Consider the following 20211-nt stretch of genomic DNA (forward strand, 5'->3'; position numbering starts at 1 on the left):
CCCCTCCTGCACCATGCCCCGGCCTACGTCCGTACCCGTTGCCAACGCAGCCCTTGGTAAGGCTGCGACGAACGATCGCCGACGCATGATGGACGGTCCCCGTGCCGATACCGAAACTTCGCTGGCGCCCCGATCAAGGACAAGAGGCTGATATGTGCCGTGCCGCCGCGGCGCACTTTCACCGGAGGTGACCAGTCGCGACAGTCCGGCAAATAGGCTCTCAGTCGCGCGGGGCGCGGGCGATCACAGCCTGGGCTAGACGAAGACGGGCCTTCCATATCTTAACCGATGGATGCCCGGAAGCCAGGCCGGCAAGCCGTCCTTCAATCTGAGTGGCCTCTCGCTTGGCTGCGTCGAGCTCCGTGGCTGTTGGTGCAGGCTGGATATTAGCCCGCGCATGCGCGCCGGTGCGCCCCTTGCTCTTGGTCATGGACAACGCGATGGTCTCAGATGCTGGTCGTCGTCAATGAGGGATGGCATCGGAAAGGCAGCGTCTGGCGACACGAGAGACCCACAAGGGGCCGTTCATCTTGTCCTTGTCGCTCCCCAACTTCAGACGCTCGTTCAGGAAGCCTGCGGTCAATGCCAACGAACGAGAATTGCCCTGAAATCGATCGAACGTTGATCTGCACGCCGAAAAGCCAAGCCCCCCATAGTTCACTCCTCGCGAGCCGCCGTTTGTGCGTGCCGGCAGGCATGGTCACTGGCAAATTGCTGACCTAGATGACGGCCATGATCGATCAGCAGACTTCTGCCTCCATGCGAGCTGGCGAATTCGTCGCGTTCGTCGCCGCGCTGATGGCGGTCAACGCTTTGGGCGTGGACCTGATGCTGCCTGCGCTCGCCGACATCGGCCATCAGCTTGCCATCACGACGGCCAACCACCGACAGTGGATTATCACGGTCTATATGCTGGGCTTCGGTGCTGGACAGCTCGTCTACGGCCCGCTTGCGGACAGATATGGCCGCAGGCCCATCCTGCTCATCACCCTTGCCGGCTTCGTGGCAGCCAGCATCTTCGCCGCAGGTTCGCAGACGTTCCCAGCCCTTCTCGGCGCGCGAGTACTCCAGGGCCTCATGTCGGCATCAACGCGGGTACTCGCGGTCGCGATCGTGCGGGATCGCTATTCGGGCCGCCAGATGGCGCGCACTCTCTCGGTCGCCCAGATGATCTTCTTCCTGGTGCCGATCATGGCGCCAAGCCTCGGCCAGGTCCTGCTGGCCTTCGGACCCTGGCGCTTCATCTTCTACGCGCTAGCGACCTTTGCGGCCGTCGTCCTCGCCTGGTCCGCGCTCCGCCTGCGCGAATCCCTGCCGGTGGAACGTCGTTCTCCCTTGTCGCGGGCGTCTCTCGGCCGCGCCTACCGATTGACGCTGACGAACCGCTTCTCCGCCGGCTATGCCGTGGCGGCGTCGATGACGTTTGGCGGCATCATCGCCTTCGTCTCCTCCGCCCAGCAGATATTCGTCGATGAGTACCATGCCGGCGGACGCTTCACGATCCTGTTCGCCGTCTGCGCCTTCTCAATGGGCTGTGCATCCTTTGCCAACAGCCGCCTCGTCGAGCGGCTTGGCACCCGCCTCATCTCCCAGTCCGCAGTGCTCGCTCTAATCGCCTTGTCGCTGCTCCACCTCGTAGTAATCGGCGTCGGACGGGAGTCGCTGGGGACGTACATGATGTTCCAGGCACTCAGCATGACCTGCATAGGACTGTGCGGGTCGAACTTCGGTGCCATGGCGATGGAGCCTGTAGGACACATCGCCGGTACCGCGTCCTCAATACAAGGCTTCATCACCAGCATCGGGGCGGTGATCGTCGGCTCCATCATCGGGCAGGCATATGACGGCACGACCTATCCGCTGGCCATTGGATACCTTGCGATCGGCGTCGCAGTTCTGGGCGTCGTGTACTTCACGGAAGGACGAAGGCTGTTCCAGGCTCGACATGCTAGTGACACGTAGCAGCCAGAGTACGCCTAGACCCACAAGTGGAGGTTCAGGCGCCTTTCATCGTTTCCTGACTTCAGACGCTCATTCATGTTCGAGGTCAGAGTGATGCCGCAGGCAACCGTGTCAGCGGCGCCAACTGGGGCAAAGATGTCGCGGTGCCCGTCAAAAACGCATCGAGCTTAACCCCGCCTATTGCCGCGCGTTACAGCGGTGTTACCGATTGGCGACGAATCCGGGTCACACGGATCGACGCTGGAGGATGTTCGAAGCCCAAGGGGGGACCATCCATGATTCGCTTGCCCGTTCGTACGTCTGCCATCGCCCGCCTGCTCGCCGCCAGCGCGCCGCTGCTCGTTTTCGCGGTGCCCGCCATCGCACAGGAACAGGTGCCGGCTGCACAAGCCGTGAGCGATCCGGCGAGCGAGCAAGGCGTCGGTGAGATCGTCGTCACCGCGACCCGCCGCCGGGAATCGTCGAAGGACGTGCCGCTCGCGGTCACCGCGATCAGCGGCGAGAAGCTCGACGTGCTCAATTCGAGCGGCCTCGACATCCGCTTCCTCGCTGGGCGCACGCCGAGCCTTCAGGTCGAGTCGTCGTTCGGTCGCACCTTCCCGCGCTTCTACATCCGCGGCCTCGGCAACACCGATTTCGATCCCAACGCCGCGCAGCCGGTGTCGGTCGTGTATGACGACGTCGCGCTCGAGAACCCGATGCTGAAGTCGTTCCCGGTCTTCGATCTGCAAAGCGTCGAAGTGCTACGTGGTCCGCAGGGCACGCTGTTCGGGCGCAACACGCCCGCCGGCGTCGTGAAGATCGATTCCGCCAAGCCGAACCCGGACAAGGTCTCGGGCTATGCGACCGGATCCTGGGCGACGTACAACACGATCAACGGCGAGGCGGCGCTGAACCTGCCGATCGGCAACGGCTTCGCGTTTCGCGCGTCGGGGATCATCCAGTCGCGCGACGATTGGGTGAAGAACGATTCGACGACGGGCAACGCCGACCGCAAGCTCGAAGGCTATCGCGACGTCGCCGGCCGCTTCCAGCTCGGCTATACCAGCAGCGACTTCAACGCGTTGCTGAACGTCCACGTCCGCGACCTCACCGGCTCGCCGCGCATCTTCCGCGCCGGGCTGTTCAAGCCGGGCACCAACGACTTCAACACCGGGTTCGACCCCAAGCACGTCACGCTCGACGGCTATACCAGCCAGAGCCTCACACAGTGGGGTACCAATCTCCGGCTCGACTATCACCTCGACGGCATCGGCACGTTCTACTCGGTCACCGGCTACGAGCAGGCCAAGGTCGAGAGCACCGGCGATGTCGATGGCGGCAACAACTACACGTTCCTCGGCGGCACGATCGGCGCGATCGGCGTCGGGCTGTTTCCGTCGAACACCGGCGGCCTGACCAAGCCCAAGGAGTTCAGCCAGGAACTGCGCTACGCGAGCGAGGACCTGAACGGCATCCGCCTGCAGGGCGGGCTGTATTATTTCCACCAGACGCTGCGGTATCACCAGTATGACTATGCGTTCGGCGGTACCGGATCGCGCGCGACCGATCTCGACCAGGATATCTACCACGACAACCGCAACGAGAATTATGGCGCGTTCGCCTCGATCGAGGCCAAGCCCGTCGACCTGCTGACGTTGCGCGCGGGCGTTCGCTATTCGCACGACTATCGCAACGACCTCGTCACCGCGCCGATCCCCGGCACCGGGATCAGCGACACGTTGCCGGCGCGGGCGATCGTCCGTGGCTCGAACGTCACCTGGGACGCGAGCGCGACCTATGAACTGACGCCCGCGATCAACGTCTATTCGCGGCTCGCGACCGGCTATCAGGGCCCGGCAATCCAGGACCGCGTGACCTTCGGCAGCGTCCAGAGCACCGCCCCCAAGCAGACGACGTTCTCGGGCGAGAGCGGTTTCAAGGGCACGCTGCTCGACCGGAAAGTGAACTTCTCGCTCGACGGCTATTGGTACAGCACCAAGGACCTGCAGATCACTGCGGTCGGCGGCAGCAGCAATTCGGCACGGCTGATCAGCGCGAACAAGGCGATCGGCTACGGCGTCGAAGGCGAGTTCGAGGCGCGGCCGCTCCCCGAGCTGACGCTGACCGCGAGCGGGAGCTACAACTTCACCGAAATTCGCGACCGGGGCATCGGCGTCGGGGTATGTGCGACCTGCACCGTGCTCGATCCGATCGTCAACGGGTTCGCGGTGATCGACGGCAACGACCTTCCCCAGGCGCCGCGCTGGATCGCCAACTGGACGGCGCGCTACGGCATCCCGCTCGCCAATGGCGGCGAGGTCTATGCCTATACCGACTGGGTCTATCGCAGCCGTATCAACTTCTTCCTGTACGAAGCGGTCGAGTTCACCGGCAAGTCGTCGCTCGAAGGCGGGCTCAAGGTCGGCTACAAGTCGCCGCAGGGGTATGAGGTCGGCGCATTCGTCCGCAACATCACCAACCAGTATCGCAGCATCAGCGCGATCGACTTCAACAACCTGACGGGCATGATCAACGAGCCGCGGATCATCGGGGGACAGTTCAAGATCGCATTCTAAGATAAGACGGCGAACTGAGCGCCTTACAGTCGACTTTTCTGCGTAAGCGAGCCAGAGACGCTGTACTTTGACCTGACATCGAGGTGGACCAGTGCTTCGGCACTGGCCCTAACCTTAAGTCGCTGCTGGGCAAAGGCGTCCCTGCCCTTGAGGCTTCCAGCCAGACCCACAAGCGGACACTCACGAGCAATTTCCTCTCTCCCCATTTCTGCCGTTCGTTCATCTTCAGCCTGCACGAAATGTCGCCGATTTTCGAACTCAAAGAGGCTTTGTACGTGCAAGCCATGCCGCCCAATGCTCATGCCTCAGTGAGACGAACTCGATCTATCAGCGGTGGGGATCAGCGTCGAAAGCGAACCCCTGCTGCTAGCGAAGCAACTGACTGCAATCATTCGCAAAATGTCGGTCAGGGAAGGGTTTCGATCGGCGCCGATCTAGCCCCTACCATGTAGGTTTTCGAGGTAGCTTCAATAAATTAGCGATACTCTGCCATGGCAGAGCTTTCGACGCCGATCCACAACCGGCGTCATCGAATGATGGGAGCACAGATTTGGTCTTCGCTCGGTAAAACCGTGACGGAAATATCGGGGCCATGCATCTATGCTGTGGTCAGGAGTGAAATGAGGCACGTAACTACCGAACTCGTAAACTGGGTTGCCCGGCAGATTCTGCCGCATGAGCCCGAGTTGCGACGGTGGCTCCGGGCCGGATTTCCTGGTGTTGATGTAGATGATGTCGTCCAGGAAGCCTATTGCCGGTTGGCGGCGTTGGCAGATTTCAAGCGTGTAGAGGATCCGCGTCGTTATCTGTTTCAGACAGCACGCAACGTAGTTCTGACCGAGCTACGCAGAGCTCGCGTCGTGCGTATTGAGGCCGTTGGAACCATTGCCGATCTCGAACTTGCGCTAGCTGCCGACCATCTTTCACCTGAACGTATCGTCGCAGGGCGGGGACTATTAGCGAAAGTCGAACATCTTCTAGCCGCGCTTCCAGAGCGAAGCCGAACCATCTTTCGCATGCGAAAGGTCGAAGGACTGTCGCAGCGGCATATCGCAGAAGAATTGGGCGTGACTGAGATGATCGTTGAGAACGATCTGGCACGGGGATTAAAAATTATCCTTAGTGGCCTTTCAACAGATGACAGGGCTGACTTGCCATCGCGAAACGAAAGGAACCGCAATGCGCGACCATCCTGACGCTATCGACGTTGCTGCAGCGAGGTGGGTCGCGCGGCTGGATCGCGCACCAGACGATGCGAACTTGGCAGGCGAGATCGACCGTTGGTGTGCAGAACATCCGCGACACGTTGGTGCCTTGCTGCGTGCCCGTGCTGTTTGGAGTGGGTTGGACGCGGCTGATGCCCGCATAGTAGCGAGACCGTTATTCTCTCGTCGGCGAGTACTGACGGTCAGCGGGGGCTTAGCGGTTGCTGCCGCGGCCTTAGGCGTGGTCTGGCTAGAAACGCACGGCAGTATGGGCATAGAAACAGCTGTCGGCGAACGCCGTCTAGCCAAGCTTGAAGACGGATCAACCATCGTTCTCAACACCGCTAGCCGGACTCGTGTACGAATGACGCCGGAGCAGCGGTCGGTAGCGCTTGACGATGGCGAGGCCTGGTTCGCGGTAGCAACGGATCATGCTCGACCGTTTGTGGTCTCTGCGGGCGACGTGCGGGTTCGTGCGGTTGGAACGGCCTTCGCGGTTCGCCGTTATCTGGGCCGCGCTGAGGTGACGGTAACGGAAGGGCGTGTTCGAGTCTGGTCGGTTGCTGCCCCAGAACGCTTCGTCATGTTAAGCGCTGGCAAGCAAGCAAGCGTAGCAGATGTGTCCGGTACCGCCGAAACCGTCGTCGCAAATGCGAAGCCCGCCGAGTCATTAGCATGGCGACAGGGTGAAATCATACTCGATGGTATGACTTTTGGCGACGCTGCAGCCGAGTTCAACCGGTACAATAGGCGACAATTATCCGTTGATACACAACTAGCCGACCGCAGGATCGTGGGTTGGTTTCGCACCGATGATCTGGACGGGTTCGCACGCGCGGCTGCGATAATGACGGGTGCGAAGATCGAGAGAGACGGCACTGATTTACGGATCGTAAAATAAATCTCGCAAATCCTGACGGAAACGGGAGCGCGACGCATCTTCTCCTGCAGACGCGCTAAAGACGCGGTCGGCAGATCGTAAGGGGAGGATTATAATGCGTTCGCAGTTCTATTTGGGCCTTATGTTGACCAGCGTCGCGGTTGCCGCATCGCCAGCAGTTGCTTTCGGACAGACCCGAAACTTTGATGTTGCCGCCCAGTCGGCATCGACCGGTATCGTCGCATTCGCACGCCAGGCGGGCATTCAGATCATTGCGCCTGAAGACGCTACGCGCGGCCGACGGATCGTCGCAATCAAGGGCAATCTTGCAGTCGCCGACGGCCTCCGCCAGATCGCCAGCGCCTCCGGTCTCAAGATCGTGTCATTCAATGGCCGCACGGCTGTGCTCGCGACTGGGGTTATGGCGGCACCCCGCTCGACAACTCAAGTATCAACCGCAGTTGCGCAAGATACAACCGCCCCAACTGCGGTGAGCGCATCTGATGAGAACGCGGACATCGTCGTCACGGGGCAAACAACCCGTAACCGAGCTCTAATCACATCGTCAGCTGATATTACGCTAGCGTCGCGCGCCGATATCGACCGCAAGGCTCCGCGGTCGACAGCAGACATGCTCGAACTGATCCCCGGCATCTTCGTGGAGTCGACCGCGGGCGCCGTATCGAACAATTATTCGGTGCGCGGCCTGCAAGGCGGCGGCCAGCGCTTCATCCAGCTGGAAGAGGACGGCATGCCGATCCTGTACAGCGGCGGCGGTGCCGACTTCTTCTTCGACCAGGACCTGACGATCGATCGCCTCGAAGCGGTGAAGGGCGGCTCGTCGGGTGTATTGACCGTCAACGGTGCCGGCGCGACGATCAACTTCATTTCGAAGACGCCGAACTTCACGCGTACCGAAGCCATGGCGCGCGGTAGCTATTACAATTACGGCCAGAAGCGCGGCGAAGTGTATCTGTCGTCGCCTATCACCGATAAGCTGGCGTTCAACGTCGGCGGCTATTTCCAGTCGAGCCCTGGCGTGCGCGACAACCCGTTCGACTATCGCGGATGGCGCATCAAGGGCGCGCTGGAGTATCGCCCCGAGGCCGGTGGCTATATCCGCATCTCCGCCAAGGGCGGCGATATCGAGAATGCCTTTTATGCGGATCAGCCGTACCGCTTCATTGATGGCGAGCCGAGCGGTATCCCAAGCCTCAGCACGCAGTTCGGCAATGTCGGCGGTGATGCGTTCAAGAGCATCCAGGTCCCGGTCTCGACTTTCGCGCATCCAAGCGGCTTCCGCGAATTTCGCTATCAGGATGGCATCAAGGCGAAGACGGCGCAGTTCCGCATCGACATGGAAACGCCGGTCAGCGACAGCGTCAACCTGTTCCTACACAGTCGCTACCTGAAATACTCGTACGACTTCAACGGCCTGTTCCCCGGCTCGGGCACCGGGAACGCCGGTCTGACCAGCGCCGTCAACTATCTGACGCCCGGCGCCGGTTCGCCGATCAACGACCTGCTGACCGCGGGGCGAACGGCGTTTCCAACCGCGACGCGCTTCGGCATCCGCAACCTGCGGACTGGCACGGTGCTGGGCAGCAACCAGACCACGGATCTGAATGCGCTGAACGGCAACGGCTTCCTCCAGCGCACGACGCTCAACCACGATTACATCGACGGCAAGGATTTCGGTCTCAACGGCGGCGGCACGTGGGAATATGAGAGCGGCGGTTTCAAGAACTCGCTGACCGTCGGCGCGATGTATTACGACGTGACACGCGAGCAGGACCAGTCGGCGACGGCCAGCGTCGTCAACGACGTGCGGTCGAACAGCGACATCTACGACATCGTTGCGCTGAACGCGGCTAATGGCGTCGTCGGTACGCTGTCCGATAACGGCTTGGTTTCGTATGGCGACTGGGGCGCTGGCATCCGCACGCGCAAGGACTCCACCGTCTCGTTTTATGCCAATGACGAGCTGTCGATCGGCGACCTGCATCTCGACGGCGGCATCCGCTGGGAGCGCGACTCCGCGACGTTCCTGGACGGTCAGGCAGCGGCGGTGAACCAGCCGGTGCAGCCAAACGTGCCCGGCCTCATCCGCACGGTCGGATCGACCTTCGACGGGACCTTTGCACGGACGCAGCGGACACAGTCGAAGGCAGCGTACACCGCCGGCGCGAACTATCAGTTCACGCCGAACCTCGCGATCTACGCGCGCTATGCGAACGGTTTCCAGACCAACAACACCGATCCTATCACGACGATCGAGCTGTACGAGGCCGGTGTCCGCTATCAATACCAGCGCTTCATCAGCGGCTCGGCGACCGTTTTCCAGACCAACTTCAAAAACCAGAACTACAACTTCGCCAACCCGACCAACCCATCGCAACAGCAGAACATCAACGCCGACCTGCGCACGCGCGGCGTCGAAGTGGATGTGAACGTCCGTCCGATCACGTGGTTCTCGGTGGATTTCCAGGGCGTGTTCCAGCAACCCAAGCTGCTCAACCTCGAGATCGACGGCGTTAGCCAGGGTGCGCAGTACGAAGGCAACCGCCCCGAACGCACGCCCGCCAAGCTGTTCACGATCACGCCAGCGATCAAGCTGCCGAATGGCTTGGGCGAAGTGTACGGCCGCTACAAATATGTCGGGCGGATCTTCGCGGATGCCGGCAACGGGGTCGCTCTCCCCAGCTACGGCGTGACCAGCGCGGGGATCACGATCAACGTCAACGACCGGATCCAGGCGAACTTCAACGCCGACAACATCTTCAACGTCGTTGGCCTGACCGAGGGCAATCCGCGGCAGGGCCAGACACAGGCGGTAACCGATGGCTATTTCTATGCCCGCGGCATTGTCGGCACGACCTATGGCGGATCGGTTACGCTGAAATTCTGAACGACTGACGATTTGGGGGTTCAAACGGGGCGGCGAGCAGGCAACTGTTCTGCCGCCCCTTTTCGCGGAGTGACAATCATGAAGACGATAGCGCGCATGGCGATGGCGGGTGGCCTCGTACTCCTCACTTGCGCCGCGGCGCCGATCACGGCTCGACCGGAGCTTGCGTATCAGTTGACCGAGGGGAAGAACCTCAACGCCTTCGTCCGCGACAAGGCGGTGGCGGCGCATGTCCTGCTGCGCAACGGTAACGATCCGCGCATCCTGGTAGCGTTTCCGGCGGGCAACAGCGGTGTCGGCCTGTGGTTCGCGAACACCGCACGCCCCGTGACCTGGCGGCTGGACCAGGCACCGCTAACGTTGAACCGCGGGAGCCTGCACGGCATCGTTGCGGTCGCGACCGTCGATGCGCCGCGGCTGGTTCCAAAGCAGGCGGTGTTGTCCAACATCCGCTTCCTGCGCGACTATCAGGCAGTTGGGACGTTCCCCGTGGAACTCGCCGCGACGCCGGCAATCGCCGGGGATGTAATCACGTGGCACCGCAAGCGCCTCGACGGGGCGGCAGGCTATGAACTGACGCTGCGGGTTGTCGAAGGGCGGATCGACCGGGGCGCGATCGTTGCCGGCCCGAACGGGCAGATCCGGTTGGAGATCACTGCGCTGACCGGCGACGCACCGTTGACCCCTATCCCGGCGGCGGAGTTGCTCAATGCGACGGCGGCCGCCGATCCCGCCGCGCGCAATGCACTGGCGTTTCTCAGCTATCGGGAAAAGTTCCTGGCGGGTTCCTGGCGCTTCGATACGTATTTCGGGCGCGACACGCTGATGTCGTTGCGGCTGCTGATGCCGGCGCTCAAACCCGTCGCGATCGAAGCGGGCCTCAATGCCGTCATCGCGCGACTGTCGGCTGGCGGCGAAGTCGCGCATGAAGAAGGGATTGGCGAATTCGCGATCCTCGCCAATCGCAAGACGAGCCGCAGCGGTGACGCCGCCGAACTCGATTATGGCATGGTCGACGACGATTACATGCTCGGACCGGTCGCCGCTGACTATCTGCTCGGGGCGGACAAAGCACGTGCGTCCGCCTATCTGGCCGCGCCGCTAGCAAGCGAGAGCCAGCCGGGGCGCGGCGAGACGGTCGGTGCAGCGCTGGTCCGCAATCTCCGCTTCGTGCTGGCGCAGGCGAGTGCGTTCGCCGCAGCCCCATCGGCCCGCAACCTCGTCGCGATCAAGCCCGGGCGGATGACCGGCGAGTGGCGCGACAGCAATGAAGGCCTTGGCCGCGGCATTTACGCGTATGACGTGAACGCCGCCCTAGTCCCCGCGGCGATCGAAGCGGCAGATCGCCTCGCGCAGGCCGGACTGCTCGACAGATATCTGTCGGCGGGCGATCGCGCGGCGTTTGGGCGGGCCGGCACGATGGCCGAAGTCTGGCGGACAAAGGCACCCGCGCTGTTCCGCGTCGTAATTCCTGCTGCAACGGCCGCGGCGGACGTGCGGCGCTATGCAGCGACCCTTGGCGTGCTCGCAGCACCGGCGCTGGCGGCACTGGGCAAGGCCCCGGTCGTATTTCATGCGCTATCTTTGGGCGCCGATGGCGCGCCGGTTAAGATCGTCAATTCGGACGAGGGCTTTGCGCTGTTGTTCGGGCGACCGTCCTCAAACGATCTCGATACCTTTGTGGGCGGGATCATGCAGCCCTTCCCGGCGGGTCTGATGACCGACATCGGCTTGCTGGTAGCTAATCCGGCGTTCGCCGATGGGGCGGCACAGGCGCGCTTTACGCCCGCGGCATATCACGGCGCAGTCGTCTGGTCGTGGCAGCAGGCGTTGCTGGCGGCGGGGCTTGAACGCCAGTTGCAGCGGACTGACCTGCCCGCGGCGACCCGGACGCGGCTCAGGACGGCACAGGCGGCGTTGTGGCGCGCGATAGCGGCAGGCAGGACGATCCGCGGATCGGAACTCTGGTCGTGGACGTACAAAGACGGCGGCTACCGCATCGTCGCCTTCGGTGCAGGCAAGGCCGATGTCGACGAATCAAACGCGGCGCAATTGTGGAGCACGGTCTATCTCGCCGTGCAGCCGCCGGAGGCTCGCTAACCGGCGAAGAAGCCAGTGATCGTCAGGCGTCCGGTTTGCGGGTCGGACGCCAGCGACGTGCCGTCCGCGATCTCACCCGAATGCAGCAGGCTGCTGCGATACAGCAGCGCCCGATTGTACACGCCGTCGATACGCGCGATCCGTTCGAACAGCGGCGTGTCGCCGGCGATATAGGACTCGGGTGCGCCGTGCTTCGCCAGATCCCGGTTGAGCGCGGCGAAATAAGGATCGCGGCGACTGGCGTCGATCGTCTCGAACCCGGTCGAACGATGCCGGTAGAACGCGGTACCGCCGGTTTCGTCGGGCACGAGATAATGGATCAGCGCTAGCCGTCCGGGCTCCACCGCATCAACGTGCGGCAGGCGTTGCTCGATCGACAGCGCGGACGGCGCCATCGTCACGATCGAGAAGCGCGCCTCCAGCAGCGACAGCCCGGCCGACATTCCTAAAACCTGCTTCGCGATCGTCGCGATGAGCGCCCCTTGATCGCGCATATAGCTATCGGGAAGCGACGCGGCGATTCCGGGGTAATGTCGTCCTGCCGGGCCATAATCCTGCGTCGCGGCAAAAACTCGCAGCGCGTGGGGATCGGGGACGAAGTGGTCGATGACGACCACCGGCTCCCCTTCCGTACCGATACGGCGCGCCCGCACGTCGGGCGTCGTCATCTCCCGGCGACCTGCGGGGCAACGAGCGCTGCGATGGCCGCGTCATGCAAGGGCAGCGTGGGCGTCGCGCGCGCGATGACCGTCTCGATCTGGTTGAGCTGGCGGCGGTTTGTCGCCGCATCGAGGGTATCGGCCAACGGCGCATGGCCCAAGGCGCCCACCCCCTGCCCCTCCAGCACCGCGAGCCAGCTTGGCTCGCGGAACAGTTCGTCGGCACTCAACATCAGACGTCCGGCGCGCGTATATTGCGCGATCTTGTCGACCAGCGTGGGAGGCGGCGTCATATGGTGAGTGTGTTGCCAGAGCGGCGCGTCATGGCCCTGCGTGGCGTGATAGTGCAGGATCAGAAAGTCGCGGATGCCGTCCATGTCACGTGCGAACAGCGTGTTGAACTGACGCGCCAGTACGGGGTCGCAATCGGCATCCGGGAACAGCGTGATAAGCTTCGCGATACCGCTCTGGATCAGGTGGATACTGGTCGACTCGAGCGGCTCGAGGAACCCCGATGACAGCCCGATCGCGACAACATTGCCGCGCCATGCCTCGCGCCGGAACCCTGCGGTAAAGCGCAGCATCCGTGGATCTGCCAGCGCTTCGCCGTCTAGGTTGGAGAGCAGGGTCGCCACCGCCTCGTCGTCCGACACGAAACTGCTTGCATAGACATAGCCGTTGCCGGTGCGGTGCTGGAGCGGGATCCGCCACTGCCAGCCGGCGGGGCGCAGCGTCGACCGCGTGAACGGCGTCGTTGCGGCGATGCGCGCGCACGGCACGGCGACTGCGCGATCGCAGGGCAGCCAATGCGACCAGTCCTCGAACCGAGCGCCCATCGTCTCGCCGATAAGCAGCGCACGAAACCCCGAGCAGTCGATGAAGAGATCGCCCTCCAGCCGCTCGCCCCGGTCGCTCGTCAAGGCGGTGACGAAGCCGGTTTTGGGATCACGCTCGATATCGCGCAGCAGGCCCTCGTGCCGGACGGCGCCGCGTTTCTCGGCAAGTTGGCGCAGGTGGCGGGCGTAGAGGCCGGCGTCGAAATGATAGGCATAGCCGAGCGTCGACAGGATCGACCGCGGATCGTCCACGGGCTTCGCGAAGCGGCCGGCGGCGGCAAGCTGCGCGGCCAGCGAATAAACCGAAAGCGGCCGATCGAGTCCGTCTCCCTTCCCGCGCAACCAGTGCTGGTGGAACGGCACGGGTCCAAGATCGACGCCGTAGCGACCAAACGGGTGGAAATACCGCGTGCCGGGTCGCGCCCAATCGACGAATTCGATGCCGAGCTTGAAACTCGCTTTCGTCGCCGCGACGAATGCCTCCTCGTCCAGTCCGATCAACTGGTTGAACCAGTGGATCGTCGGGATAGTCGCTTCGCCGACACCGATGGTGCCGATTGCGTCAGATTCGAGGATGCTGATGTTGACCAGGTCGCCGAACGTGGCGCTCATGGCCGCGGCGGTCATCCACCCCGCGGTTCCTCCGCCAAGGATTACAAGACGTTGCACGCGCTTCATGCCACGCAGTCCTGCGCAATTTCTCTTGGATAGCAAGCTGCTTCCTTACTCATGCCGGCGCGACGGTTAGCGTCGATAGGTATCCATTGGCCTGAAGTCCCGGTTGGCCAGCGGCGTTCTGCCGGCGCGTGGTCGATCACTCGCGTAGACTGGCAGCGCGCACGCAGCGGGTCAGTCATTCGGGCCCGTGAAGGGACCCAGTTGTAGACATTCAGACTGACCTACCCGCTTCCTAACTTCGGCCATTCGTTCATCTCAATCGTAGGCTGATATTTGCGGCTTCAATCAGCTACGCTTTTAGATGACGCGAGGTGTCCAGCGCACCCGTTCGGTATCAACATGTGGCGATCCAGCCGCTAGACTCAAGAATGAGACATGACATGCGATTTGTTCAGATCGAGATACTGCCGCAAGGCAAGGCGCTAGTAGATATTGACAAGCTGACCCATGCGGTGCCCGAAGGTAATGGGTCACGCTTGTTCCTTGGAGCGCAGCACCTCGACGTGCCCCATTCCCTGGCGGAACTCGAGAACGTCCTCGCTGGTCGCGAGCGAACCGACGATGGCGCAAACAGCACCGCGGGGTTCGGCGTCCGCTAGGCCGATAGGGCGTCGGACGCTCATGCACGTTTGACCTATCAGCTCTGGTCGCGCGCTCACGACGCCTAAAACGTGATCGGCAGCCCTTCCGGTCGGTCGGAACCATGCGTAGACCACGGCATGATCCGTCCCCAACGACGCAGCTTTACCCTGAGACGGCGCGGTAGAACGCCGGTTTGGGTCAGGCTGCTATGGCGGGTGGGACTAGCTGGCGCGCTCATCGCCATCGCGCTATTCGGTCACTGGTTCGACCGCGATGGCCTGCGCGACAACATCGACGGCGCGATTAGCTTTCTCGATGTGCTCTACTTTACCATGATCACGGTCACCACCGTCGGCTATGGCGACATCGTACCCGTGACGACCCAGGCGCGCATGTTCGACACGTTCGTCGTCACGCCGGTCAGGCTCTTCGTATGGATCATCTTTCTGGGGACGGCGTATGACTTCCTGCTCAAAAATGTCTGGGACCGGTGGCGCATGACGGTCATTCAGCGTCACCTCCATGGTCATGTCGTCGTCGCCGGGTATGGAACGAGCGGCGCCGAAGCCGTCGAAGAACTCGTCAAGCGCGGTGCGGAACCCGAGGCGATCGTGGTCATCGACGATCGGACTGTCGCGCTCGACGCTGCCGAAGCGCGGGGAACGACCGTCATGCAGGGCGATGCGACCCGCAATGCGGCGCTGGAAGCCGCACAGCTCGCCCGTGCGCGTGCCCTGATTGTCGCGGCCGGGCGGGACGACACCTCAATCCTAATCGTCCTGACCGCGCGGGGACTGGCCCCACGGGTACCCATTAGCGTCGTCATAAAGTCGCATGACAACGAGGCGATTGCACGGCAGGCCGGCGCCGACACCGTGATCAATCCGGCAAGTCTGGCCGGTGTCCTGTTGGCAGGATCGACCCACGGCGCGCATATCGCGTCCTATCTGGCGGATCTTGCCGCGACAGACGGACAGGTCGTCTTGCACGAACGGGCGGTGACCTCGGGAGAGGTGGGCTTCCCATTGTCGGAGATCCGTACCGGTCTCGGCCACCGTATCTACCGGGGCGATCGAAGCTTTGGGTTCTGGGAGGCGGAAACGCAGCGGCTCGAACCGGGCGATCTCATCGTGGAGGCCGTGCGGCGGGATCATGCCGAACTTACCACTTGAGCTACGCCGAGGGGTTCTCGAACACCATCCTCGAGGCGATGGCGTGCGGCCTCGCGGTCGTCTCGTGCCACGCCGTCGGCGTCGTCGACTGCGTCCGCGACGACGAGAATGGCCTGCTCACCGATCCGGGCGACGTACCGGCGCTGGCGACTTCGCTGACCCGCGTCATTGCCGATACGAGCCTGCGCACGCGCCTGGCGACCGTCGCGTTAGAAGAATGCCGCCGGGTATATAGCTGGGATGCGGTCGGGCAGCAGATCGTCGGCATCTACCGCGACCTGCGTAACCAGCCGCAAGCCGCCTTCGACACGGACCTGCCGATCACGCCCTGCCGCTTCCGTAGCGAGCCGCATCTGCTGTGAGCGACCGGTGAAGCTGCTCGCAATATCGCCGCATCTGGACGATGCCGCCTTCTCCGCCGGCGGGCTGCTGGCGTCGCGTATAGACCAGGCTGGGAGGTCACGGTGGCGACGTGCTTCACCGGCAACGTCGCGCAGCCGACCGGGTTCGCGCTCGCGTGCCAGCTCGACAAGGGCCTGGGCGCCGACGTGGATTACATGGCGATGCGCCGTGCCGAGGATCAAGCGGCATGCGAAGCGCTTAGCGCACGCGCGACGCATTTGCCGTTCCTGGAGGCGCCGCACCGTGGTTACACCTCGGCACAGATGCTGTTCGCGGCGCGGCTGACCGACGACCGGATCGTCGACGATGTCGCGGCGGCGGTGGCCGAGTTACTCGTGGCGGAACGGCCGGATCTCGTTCTTGGGCCGCTGTGCATTGGCAACCATGTCGACCATCCCATCGTTCTGGAGGCGATCCGGCGGTCCGCTGCCGATCATACCGTATTGCTATGGGAAGACTGGCCTTATGCCGACCGCGAAGACCGCGTTGCCGCCATGCCCGCGGTAATCGAACGCCTCACGCCGGAAACGCGGGCGCGGCGGATCGCCGCGTGTGCCGCGTACGGGTCGCAGCTCGGCTTCCAGTTCGGCGGGGTGGAGGCGATGACCGAGCGGACCGAGCGGATCGCGGAGGAACGCTTCTACCCGCTTCGCGCTTACTGATCCACCGCCGCCGCGCGTCCCCAATTCCAAGCAGAGCCATCATCATGACCGAAGTTTCCGTCGTTACCCTGGGCAAGGGGCGTCCAGACCATCTCGTCAACGTCGTCCGTGGACTGATGCGCCAGACGCTGATGCCGACCGAACTGATCGTCGCGGTGATGCAGGACGACCTGTACGACCTGCCCGAGGCGCCGTTCCCGATCCGCCAGATGCAGGTCGTCGCCGACGCCCTTCCGCTTGCCTCTGCGCGTAACGTCGCGGCCCGCGCAGCGACCGGCGACGTCATCGTCTTTCTCGACATGGACTGCATCCCGACGCCCACGCTGCTAGCGGATTATGCCGGGTTCCTCGACACGTTCGACGGGCTGTTGATGGGCGAGGTCCTGTACCTGCCGGGCGGCGCGACCGATGGCGACTGGCAGTATGACCGGTTCGCCGAGATCGCGGTGAAGCACTCGGACCGTCGCGGTCCCCCGCCCCAGGGCATCGAGATCTGCACCGACTATCGTTGTTTCTGGTCACTCAACTTCGCGATGCGGCGGACGACGTTCCTCGATCTTGGCGGCTTCGACGAGCGCTATGTCGGCTATGGCGGCGAGGATACCGATTTCGGCAAGGCGCTCGACGAGGCCGGCGTGCAGATCGCGTGGATCAAGGGCGGTCTGGCCTATCACCAATATCATCCGCACCATATGCCGCCGGTGCATCACCTCGACAGCGTCGTGCGCAATGCCGAGCTGTTCGAGACCAAATGGGGCTATCGGACGATGGGCCATTGGCTCCAGGCGTTCCGCCTGATGGGCCTGATCGACCCGACCCCGGGTCGGCCTATCCGTATCTTGCGCCGACCCGACGCCGCCGATCTCGCGCTGACCGGCCAGCAGAGCCATCAGCCCTACGCCAATACCGCGACCGTTATCCGCCTGCTCGAAGACCGGCTGGCGGCAAGCGAGAGAGCCGCGGCGGCCGAATGAGGATCGCGCTCCTCTGCCATGTCCGCCAGCCGATCGCCCAACCCTTTGCTGGCGGGATGGAATCGCAATGCTGGCATCTGGCAGCGGGTCTCCAGGCGCGTGGTCACGACGTGGTGCTGTTCGCCTCGGGGGACAGCGATCCGCGATTTACAATCGATGCGGTGATCCCGGAGCATTACGAACGCACATTTCCGGGCGCCGAGCACCGCGGCTTTGCGCCGCTGATCGCGCATCTCGACGACGGCTACGCCGCCGCCTGCGACCGGATCGCCGCCGGTAATTTCGACGTGGTGCATAATAACAGCCTGCACCGCTTCCCGCTCGAGCCGGCGCGGACCGCTGTGGTCCCGACCGTCACCTCCTTGCACGTCCCGCCCTACGACGCGCTCCGCTGGTTCGTGCATGCCAGCGTCGCGCCGACCCACCGCCTGACCGCGACCTCGGCGCACCAGCTTGCCGCCTGGTGGCCGGACGGCCCGCCACGCGAAGCCTCGGTCCTCCACAACGGCATCGATCTCGCAACGTGGCCGTTCGTCGCCCACGGCAATGGCAGCGCGGTCTGGTGCGGCAGGATGACGCCGGACAAGGCACCCGATCTGGCGGCGAAGGCGGCCCGGATGACCGGCGTCCCGCTCACGCTGTTCGGACCGATCGAGGATCGCGATTATTGGGACGCCGACGTGGCGCCGCTGCTGGACGGCAGCATCCGATATGGCGGGCATCTGGACGCAGCGGCACTGGCATTGGAAATGGGCCACGCCTCGGTGTTCGTGTTCACGCCGTGCTGGGACGAACCCTTTGGCTTGGTCGCGGTCGAAGCGATGGCATGTGGCCTGCCGGTAGCGGCGTTCGACCGCGGCGCGCTACGCGAGGTCATCGGCGAAACAGGGTGTTTCGCACCACCCGGGGATGTTCCAGCGCTTGCCGACGCCATCACGATGGCCATCCAACGCCCCCGCGCCCCACAACGCGAGCGGGTCGAGACGGCCTTTACCCGTGATCGGTGGCTCGATCGATGCGAGGACCTTTACCGTGACGTGGTCGGTCACGAACAAGGGCGGGTCGCATGACGAACAGCGACCATCTGGGAGAGCAGCGCGCGCTGCTCTCCGCATTATACCGGACGCATGTCGAGCTTGGTTCTCACTACGCGCTGGTCGACTTTCCAGATCATGCGAACGTCGGCGACAGCGCGATCTGGCTCGGCGAACTCGCCATGCTGCGGGAGATAACGGGACGCGATCCGTGTTACGTTTCGACCTGGCACGATTTCGATGTCGATGCATTTCGTAGCGCCTGCCCCGACGGAGTGCTGTTCCTGCATGGCGGCGGAAATCTTGGCGACATCTGGCCGCATCACCAGCGGTTCCGCGAGAACATCCTGGCAATGGTCCGCGATCGACCGGTCGTGCAGCTACCGCAATCGATCCATTTTCGCACGCCGTCGGAGGTCGAACGGTTCGCCGCGCTTGTCGCCGACCATCCGGACTTCGTCCTATACGTCCGCGATACGCGCAGCCTGGATTTCGCACGCAAGCAGCTGGCCTGCCCGTCCCACCTAGCGCCGGACTCGGCGTATGCGCTGGGCGAGCAATCGCGCGGCGCGCCGCAATACGACGTATTGATGCTGATGCGTACCGACGACGAACGACAAGGCTATGCGGTACCTTCGGCCGATCCAGCGACCGTCGTGGATTGGCTGGAAGACGATGCGGATCTACCGTTCGGAGTCGATGCCAAAGCACGCGAAGCCCAAGCCGTCGCACGCGTCGATCGTGGGCTGCGATTGCTCGCGCAGGGGCGGGTCGTCGTGACGGACCGGCTGCATGGTCACATTCTCGCCGACCTGCTCGGCATTCGGCACGTCGTCCTCGACAACGACTACGGCAAGATCGCCGCGTATCTCGACGCCTGGCCCGCCCCGGACTCGATCGTGACGAGGGCGTCGACGATCGAACACGCCATGGTTCTTGCCACGCAGCGCGTAGGCGCGCGGTGACTGCCGCCGTCGACGTGAGCCTACTCGTCTGCACGCGCAATCGCGCTGGCTCGCTGGCAGCGACGCTAGAGTCCGTGGAGCGGGCGGCAACGTATGCCAGAAACACGACCGTGGAGGTCGTCGTGGTCGACAATGGCTCGGTCGACAACACGCCGCAGCGACTGGCGCAGTGGCAAGCCGGGCAGACTTTACCGGTCCACCTCGTCCACGAACCGCATCCCGGGCTCGCCCGCGCACGCAACGCCGGGCTTGCGCGCTGCACCGGGCGCATCATCGCGATGACGGACGACGACTGTGTCCTGCATCAAGACTATTTCGCCGCCGTATGTGCCGCGTTCCAAAGGGCCAGCGGACCGGCGATCATCGGCGGTCGCATCCTGCTCGGCAACCCGGCCGATCTCCCCGTAACGATCAAGCTCGAGGACCATCCCATGGTCGCGCCGTCGCACGGGTTTCCGGGTGGGTTCATCATGGGAGCAAATCTGGCGTTCACCGCGGATGTTGTGCGGTTGACGGGATGCTTCGACGAACGGTTCGGGGCCGGCGCGCCCTTCGTGTCCGCGGAGGATACGGATTTCCTGTTTCGTGCAGCGGGCCTCGACGTTGCGGTGCTCTATGACCCGCTGATGGTCGT

General features: G+C 63.4%; 16 protein-coding genes. 14 read left to right on the forward strand and 2 right to left on the reverse strand.

The window, feature by feature from the left end; translation table 11 throughout:
- The first annotated feature begins 759 nt into the window (after positions 1–759).
- From BM244_RS16640 to BM244_RS16670, 6 genes are all read left to right on the forward strand, one after another.
- On the forward strand, positions 760–1962 hold the full coding sequence (locus tag BM244_RS16640) for a multidrug effflux MFS transporter (RefSeq protein WP_093400085.1): 1203 nt from the start codon (positions 760–762) through the stop codon (positions 1960–1962).
- A 275-nt stretch (positions 1963–2237) separates the two neighbouring features.
- A complete protein-coding gene (locus tag BM244_RS16645) occupies positions 2238–4520 on the forward strand; it encodes a TonB-dependent receptor (RefSeq protein WP_254784495.1) in 2283 nt (760 codons plus the stop codon).
- Positions 4521–5011: 491 nt separating this feature from the next.
- Positions 5012–5716, forward strand: coding sequence for an RNA polymerase sigma factor (locus tag BM244_RS16655; RefSeq protein WP_235525677.1), 705 nt, complete (start codon positions 5012–5014; stop codon positions 5714–5716).
- Positions 5717–5993: 277 nt separating this feature from the next.
- Positions 5994–6626, forward strand: coding sequence for a FecR family protein (locus BM244_RS16660; RefSeq protein WP_254784496.1), 633 nt, complete (start codon positions 5994–5996; stop codon positions 6624–6626).
- 121 nt (positions 6627–6747) lie between these two features.
- Complete coding sequence (locus BM244_RS16665; protein ID WP_254784497.1) at positions 6748–9513, forward strand: TonB-dependent siderophore receptor; 2766 nt, start codon at positions 6748–6750, stop codon at positions 9511–9513.
- Positions 9514–9591: 78 nt separating this feature from the next.
- Positions 9592–11613, forward strand: a complete 2022-nt coding sequence (locus tag BM244_RS16670) for a hypothetical protein (protein ID WP_093400012.1) — start codon at positions 9592–9594, stop codon at positions 11611–11613.
- Here the strand turns inward: BM244_RS16670 and BM244_RS16675 are convergent.
- Complete coding sequence (locus tag BM244_RS16675) at positions 11610–12281, reverse strand: DUF6445 family protein (RefSeq protein ID WP_093400013.1); 672 nt, start codon at positions 12279–12281, stop codon at positions 11610–11612. The genes BM244_RS16670 and BM244_RS16675 overlap by 4 nt on opposite strands.
- Complete coding sequence (locus tag BM244_RS16680; RefSeq protein ID WP_093400014.1) at positions 12278–13786, reverse strand: tryptophan halogenase family protein; 1509 nt, start codon at positions 13784–13786, stop codon at positions 12278–12280. Before BM244_RS16680 ends, BM244_RS16675 begins: the two co-directional genes overlap by 4 nt.
- A gap of 380 nt (positions 13787–14166) precedes the next feature.
- Between BM244_RS16680 and BM244_RS16685 the strand changes: the two genes are divergently transcribed.
- The 8 genes from BM244_RS16685 to BM244_RS16720 all read left to right on the forward strand — a co-directional run.
- The gene (locus tag BM244_RS16685) at positions 14167–14385 is read left to right on the forward strand and encodes a hypothetical protein (protein WP_093400015.1); all 219 of its coding nucleotides are present in this window, start codon (positions 14167–14169) and stop codon (positions 14383–14385) included.
- 120 nt (positions 14386–14505) lie between these two features.
- On the forward strand, positions 14506–15540 hold the full coding sequence (locus BM244_RS16690; RefSeq protein WP_093400016.1) for a potassium channel family protein: 1035 nt from the start codon (positions 14506–14508) through the stop codon (positions 15538–15540).
- A complete protein-coding gene (locus BM244_RS23185; RefSeq protein WP_175518249.1) occupies positions 15537–15902 on the forward strand; it encodes a glycosyltransferase in 366 nt (121 codons plus the stop codon). The genes BM244_RS16690 and BM244_RS23185 overlap by 4 nt, the downstream gene beginning before the upstream one ends.
- Positions 15903–15926: 24 nt before the next feature.
- Entirely contained in the window at positions 15927–16604 is a 678-nt protein-coding gene (locus tag BM244_RS16700) for a PIG-L family deacetylase (protein ID WP_093400018.1), read from the forward strand.
- 44 nt (positions 16605–16648) lie between these two features.
- A complete protein-coding gene (locus BM244_RS16705) occupies positions 16649–17578 on the forward strand; it encodes a galactosyltransferase-related protein (RefSeq protein WP_093400019.1) in 930 nt (309 codons plus the stop codon).
- Positions 17575–18648 (forward strand): glycosyltransferase, encoded by a 1074-nt coding sequence (locus BM244_RS16710; RefSeq protein ID WP_093400020.1) that lies wholly within the window; start codon positions 17575–17577, stop codon positions 18646–18648. Before BM244_RS16705 ends, BM244_RS16710 begins: the two co-directional genes overlap by 4 nt.
- Positions 18645–19577 carry a polysaccharide pyruvyl transferase family protein gene (locus tag BM244_RS16715; protein WP_093400021.1) on the forward strand — a complete coding sequence of 311 codons (933 nt, stop codon included), beginning with the start codon at positions 18645–18647 and terminating at the stop codon, positions 19575–19577. The genes BM244_RS16710 and BM244_RS16715 overlap by 4 nt, the downstream gene beginning before the upstream one ends.
- Positions 19574–20211 (forward strand): glycosyltransferase family 2 protein (locus BM244_RS16720; RefSeq protein ID WP_093400022.1); only part of this gene is annotated, 638 nt, incomplete at its 3' end. The genes BM244_RS16715 and BM244_RS16720, both read left to right, overlap by 4 nt.

It is taken from the genome of Sphingomonas sp. OK281 (assembly GCF_900115295.1).
In the GTDB taxonomy this organism is placed as follows: Bacteria; Pseudomonadota; Alphaproteobacteria; order Sphingomonadales; family Sphingomonadaceae; genus Sphingomonas.

Bases quoted from the DNA above. Each gene is read 5' to 3' on its own strand.
- BM244_RS16715 (WP_093400021.1), top strand. From the start codon at position 18,645: ATGACGAACAGCGACCATCTGGGAGAGCAGCGCGCGCTGCTCTCCGCA.
- BM244_RS16670 (WP_093400012.1), top strand. From the start codon at position 9,592: ATGAAGACGATAGCGCGCATGGCGATGGCGGGTGGCCTCGTACTCCTC.
- BM244_RS16685 (WP_093400015.1), top strand. From the start codon at position 14,167: ATGCGATTTGTTCAGATCGAGATACTGCCGCAAGGCAAGGCGCTAGTA.
- BM244_RS16660 (WP_254784496.1), top strand. From the start codon at position 5,994: ATGGGCATAGAAACAGCTGTCGGCGAACGCCGTCTAGCCAAGCTTGAA.
- BM244_RS16680 (WP_093400014.1), bottom strand. From the start codon at position 13,786: ATGAAGCGCGTGCAACGTCTTGTAATCCTTGGCGGAGGAACCGCGGGG.
- BM244_RS16690 (WP_093400016.1), top strand. From the start codon at position 14,506: ATGATCCGTCCCCAACGACGCAGCTTTACCCTGAGACGGCGCGGTAGA.
- BM244_RS16645 (WP_254784495.1), top strand. From the start codon at position 2,238: ATGATTCGCTTGCCCGTTCGTACGTCTGCCATCGCCCGCCTGCTCGCC.
- BM244_RS16675 (WP_093400013.1), bottom strand. From the start codon at position 12,281: ATGACGACGCCCGACGTGCGGGCGCGCCGTATCGGTACGGAAGGGGAG.
- BM244_RS16710 (WP_093400020.1), top strand. From the start codon at position 17,575: ATGAGGATCGCGCTCCTCTGCCATGTCCGCCAGCCGATCGCCCAACCC.
- BM244_RS16665 (WP_254784497.1), top strand. From the start codon at position 6,748: ATGTTGACCAGCGTCGCGGTTGCCGCATCGCCAGCAGTTGCTTTCGGA.
- BM244_RS16640 (WP_093400085.1), top strand. From the start codon at position 760: ATGCGAGCTGGCGAATTCGTCGCGTTCGTCGCCGCGCTGATGGCGGTC.
- BM244_RS16655 (WP_235525677.1), top strand. From the start codon at position 5,012: ATGGCAGAGCTTTCGACGCCGATCCACAACCGGCGTCATCGAATGATG.
- BM244_RS16705 (WP_093400019.1), top strand. From the start codon at position 16,649: ATGACCGAAGTTTCCGTCGTTACCCTGGGCAAGGGGCGTCCAGACCAT.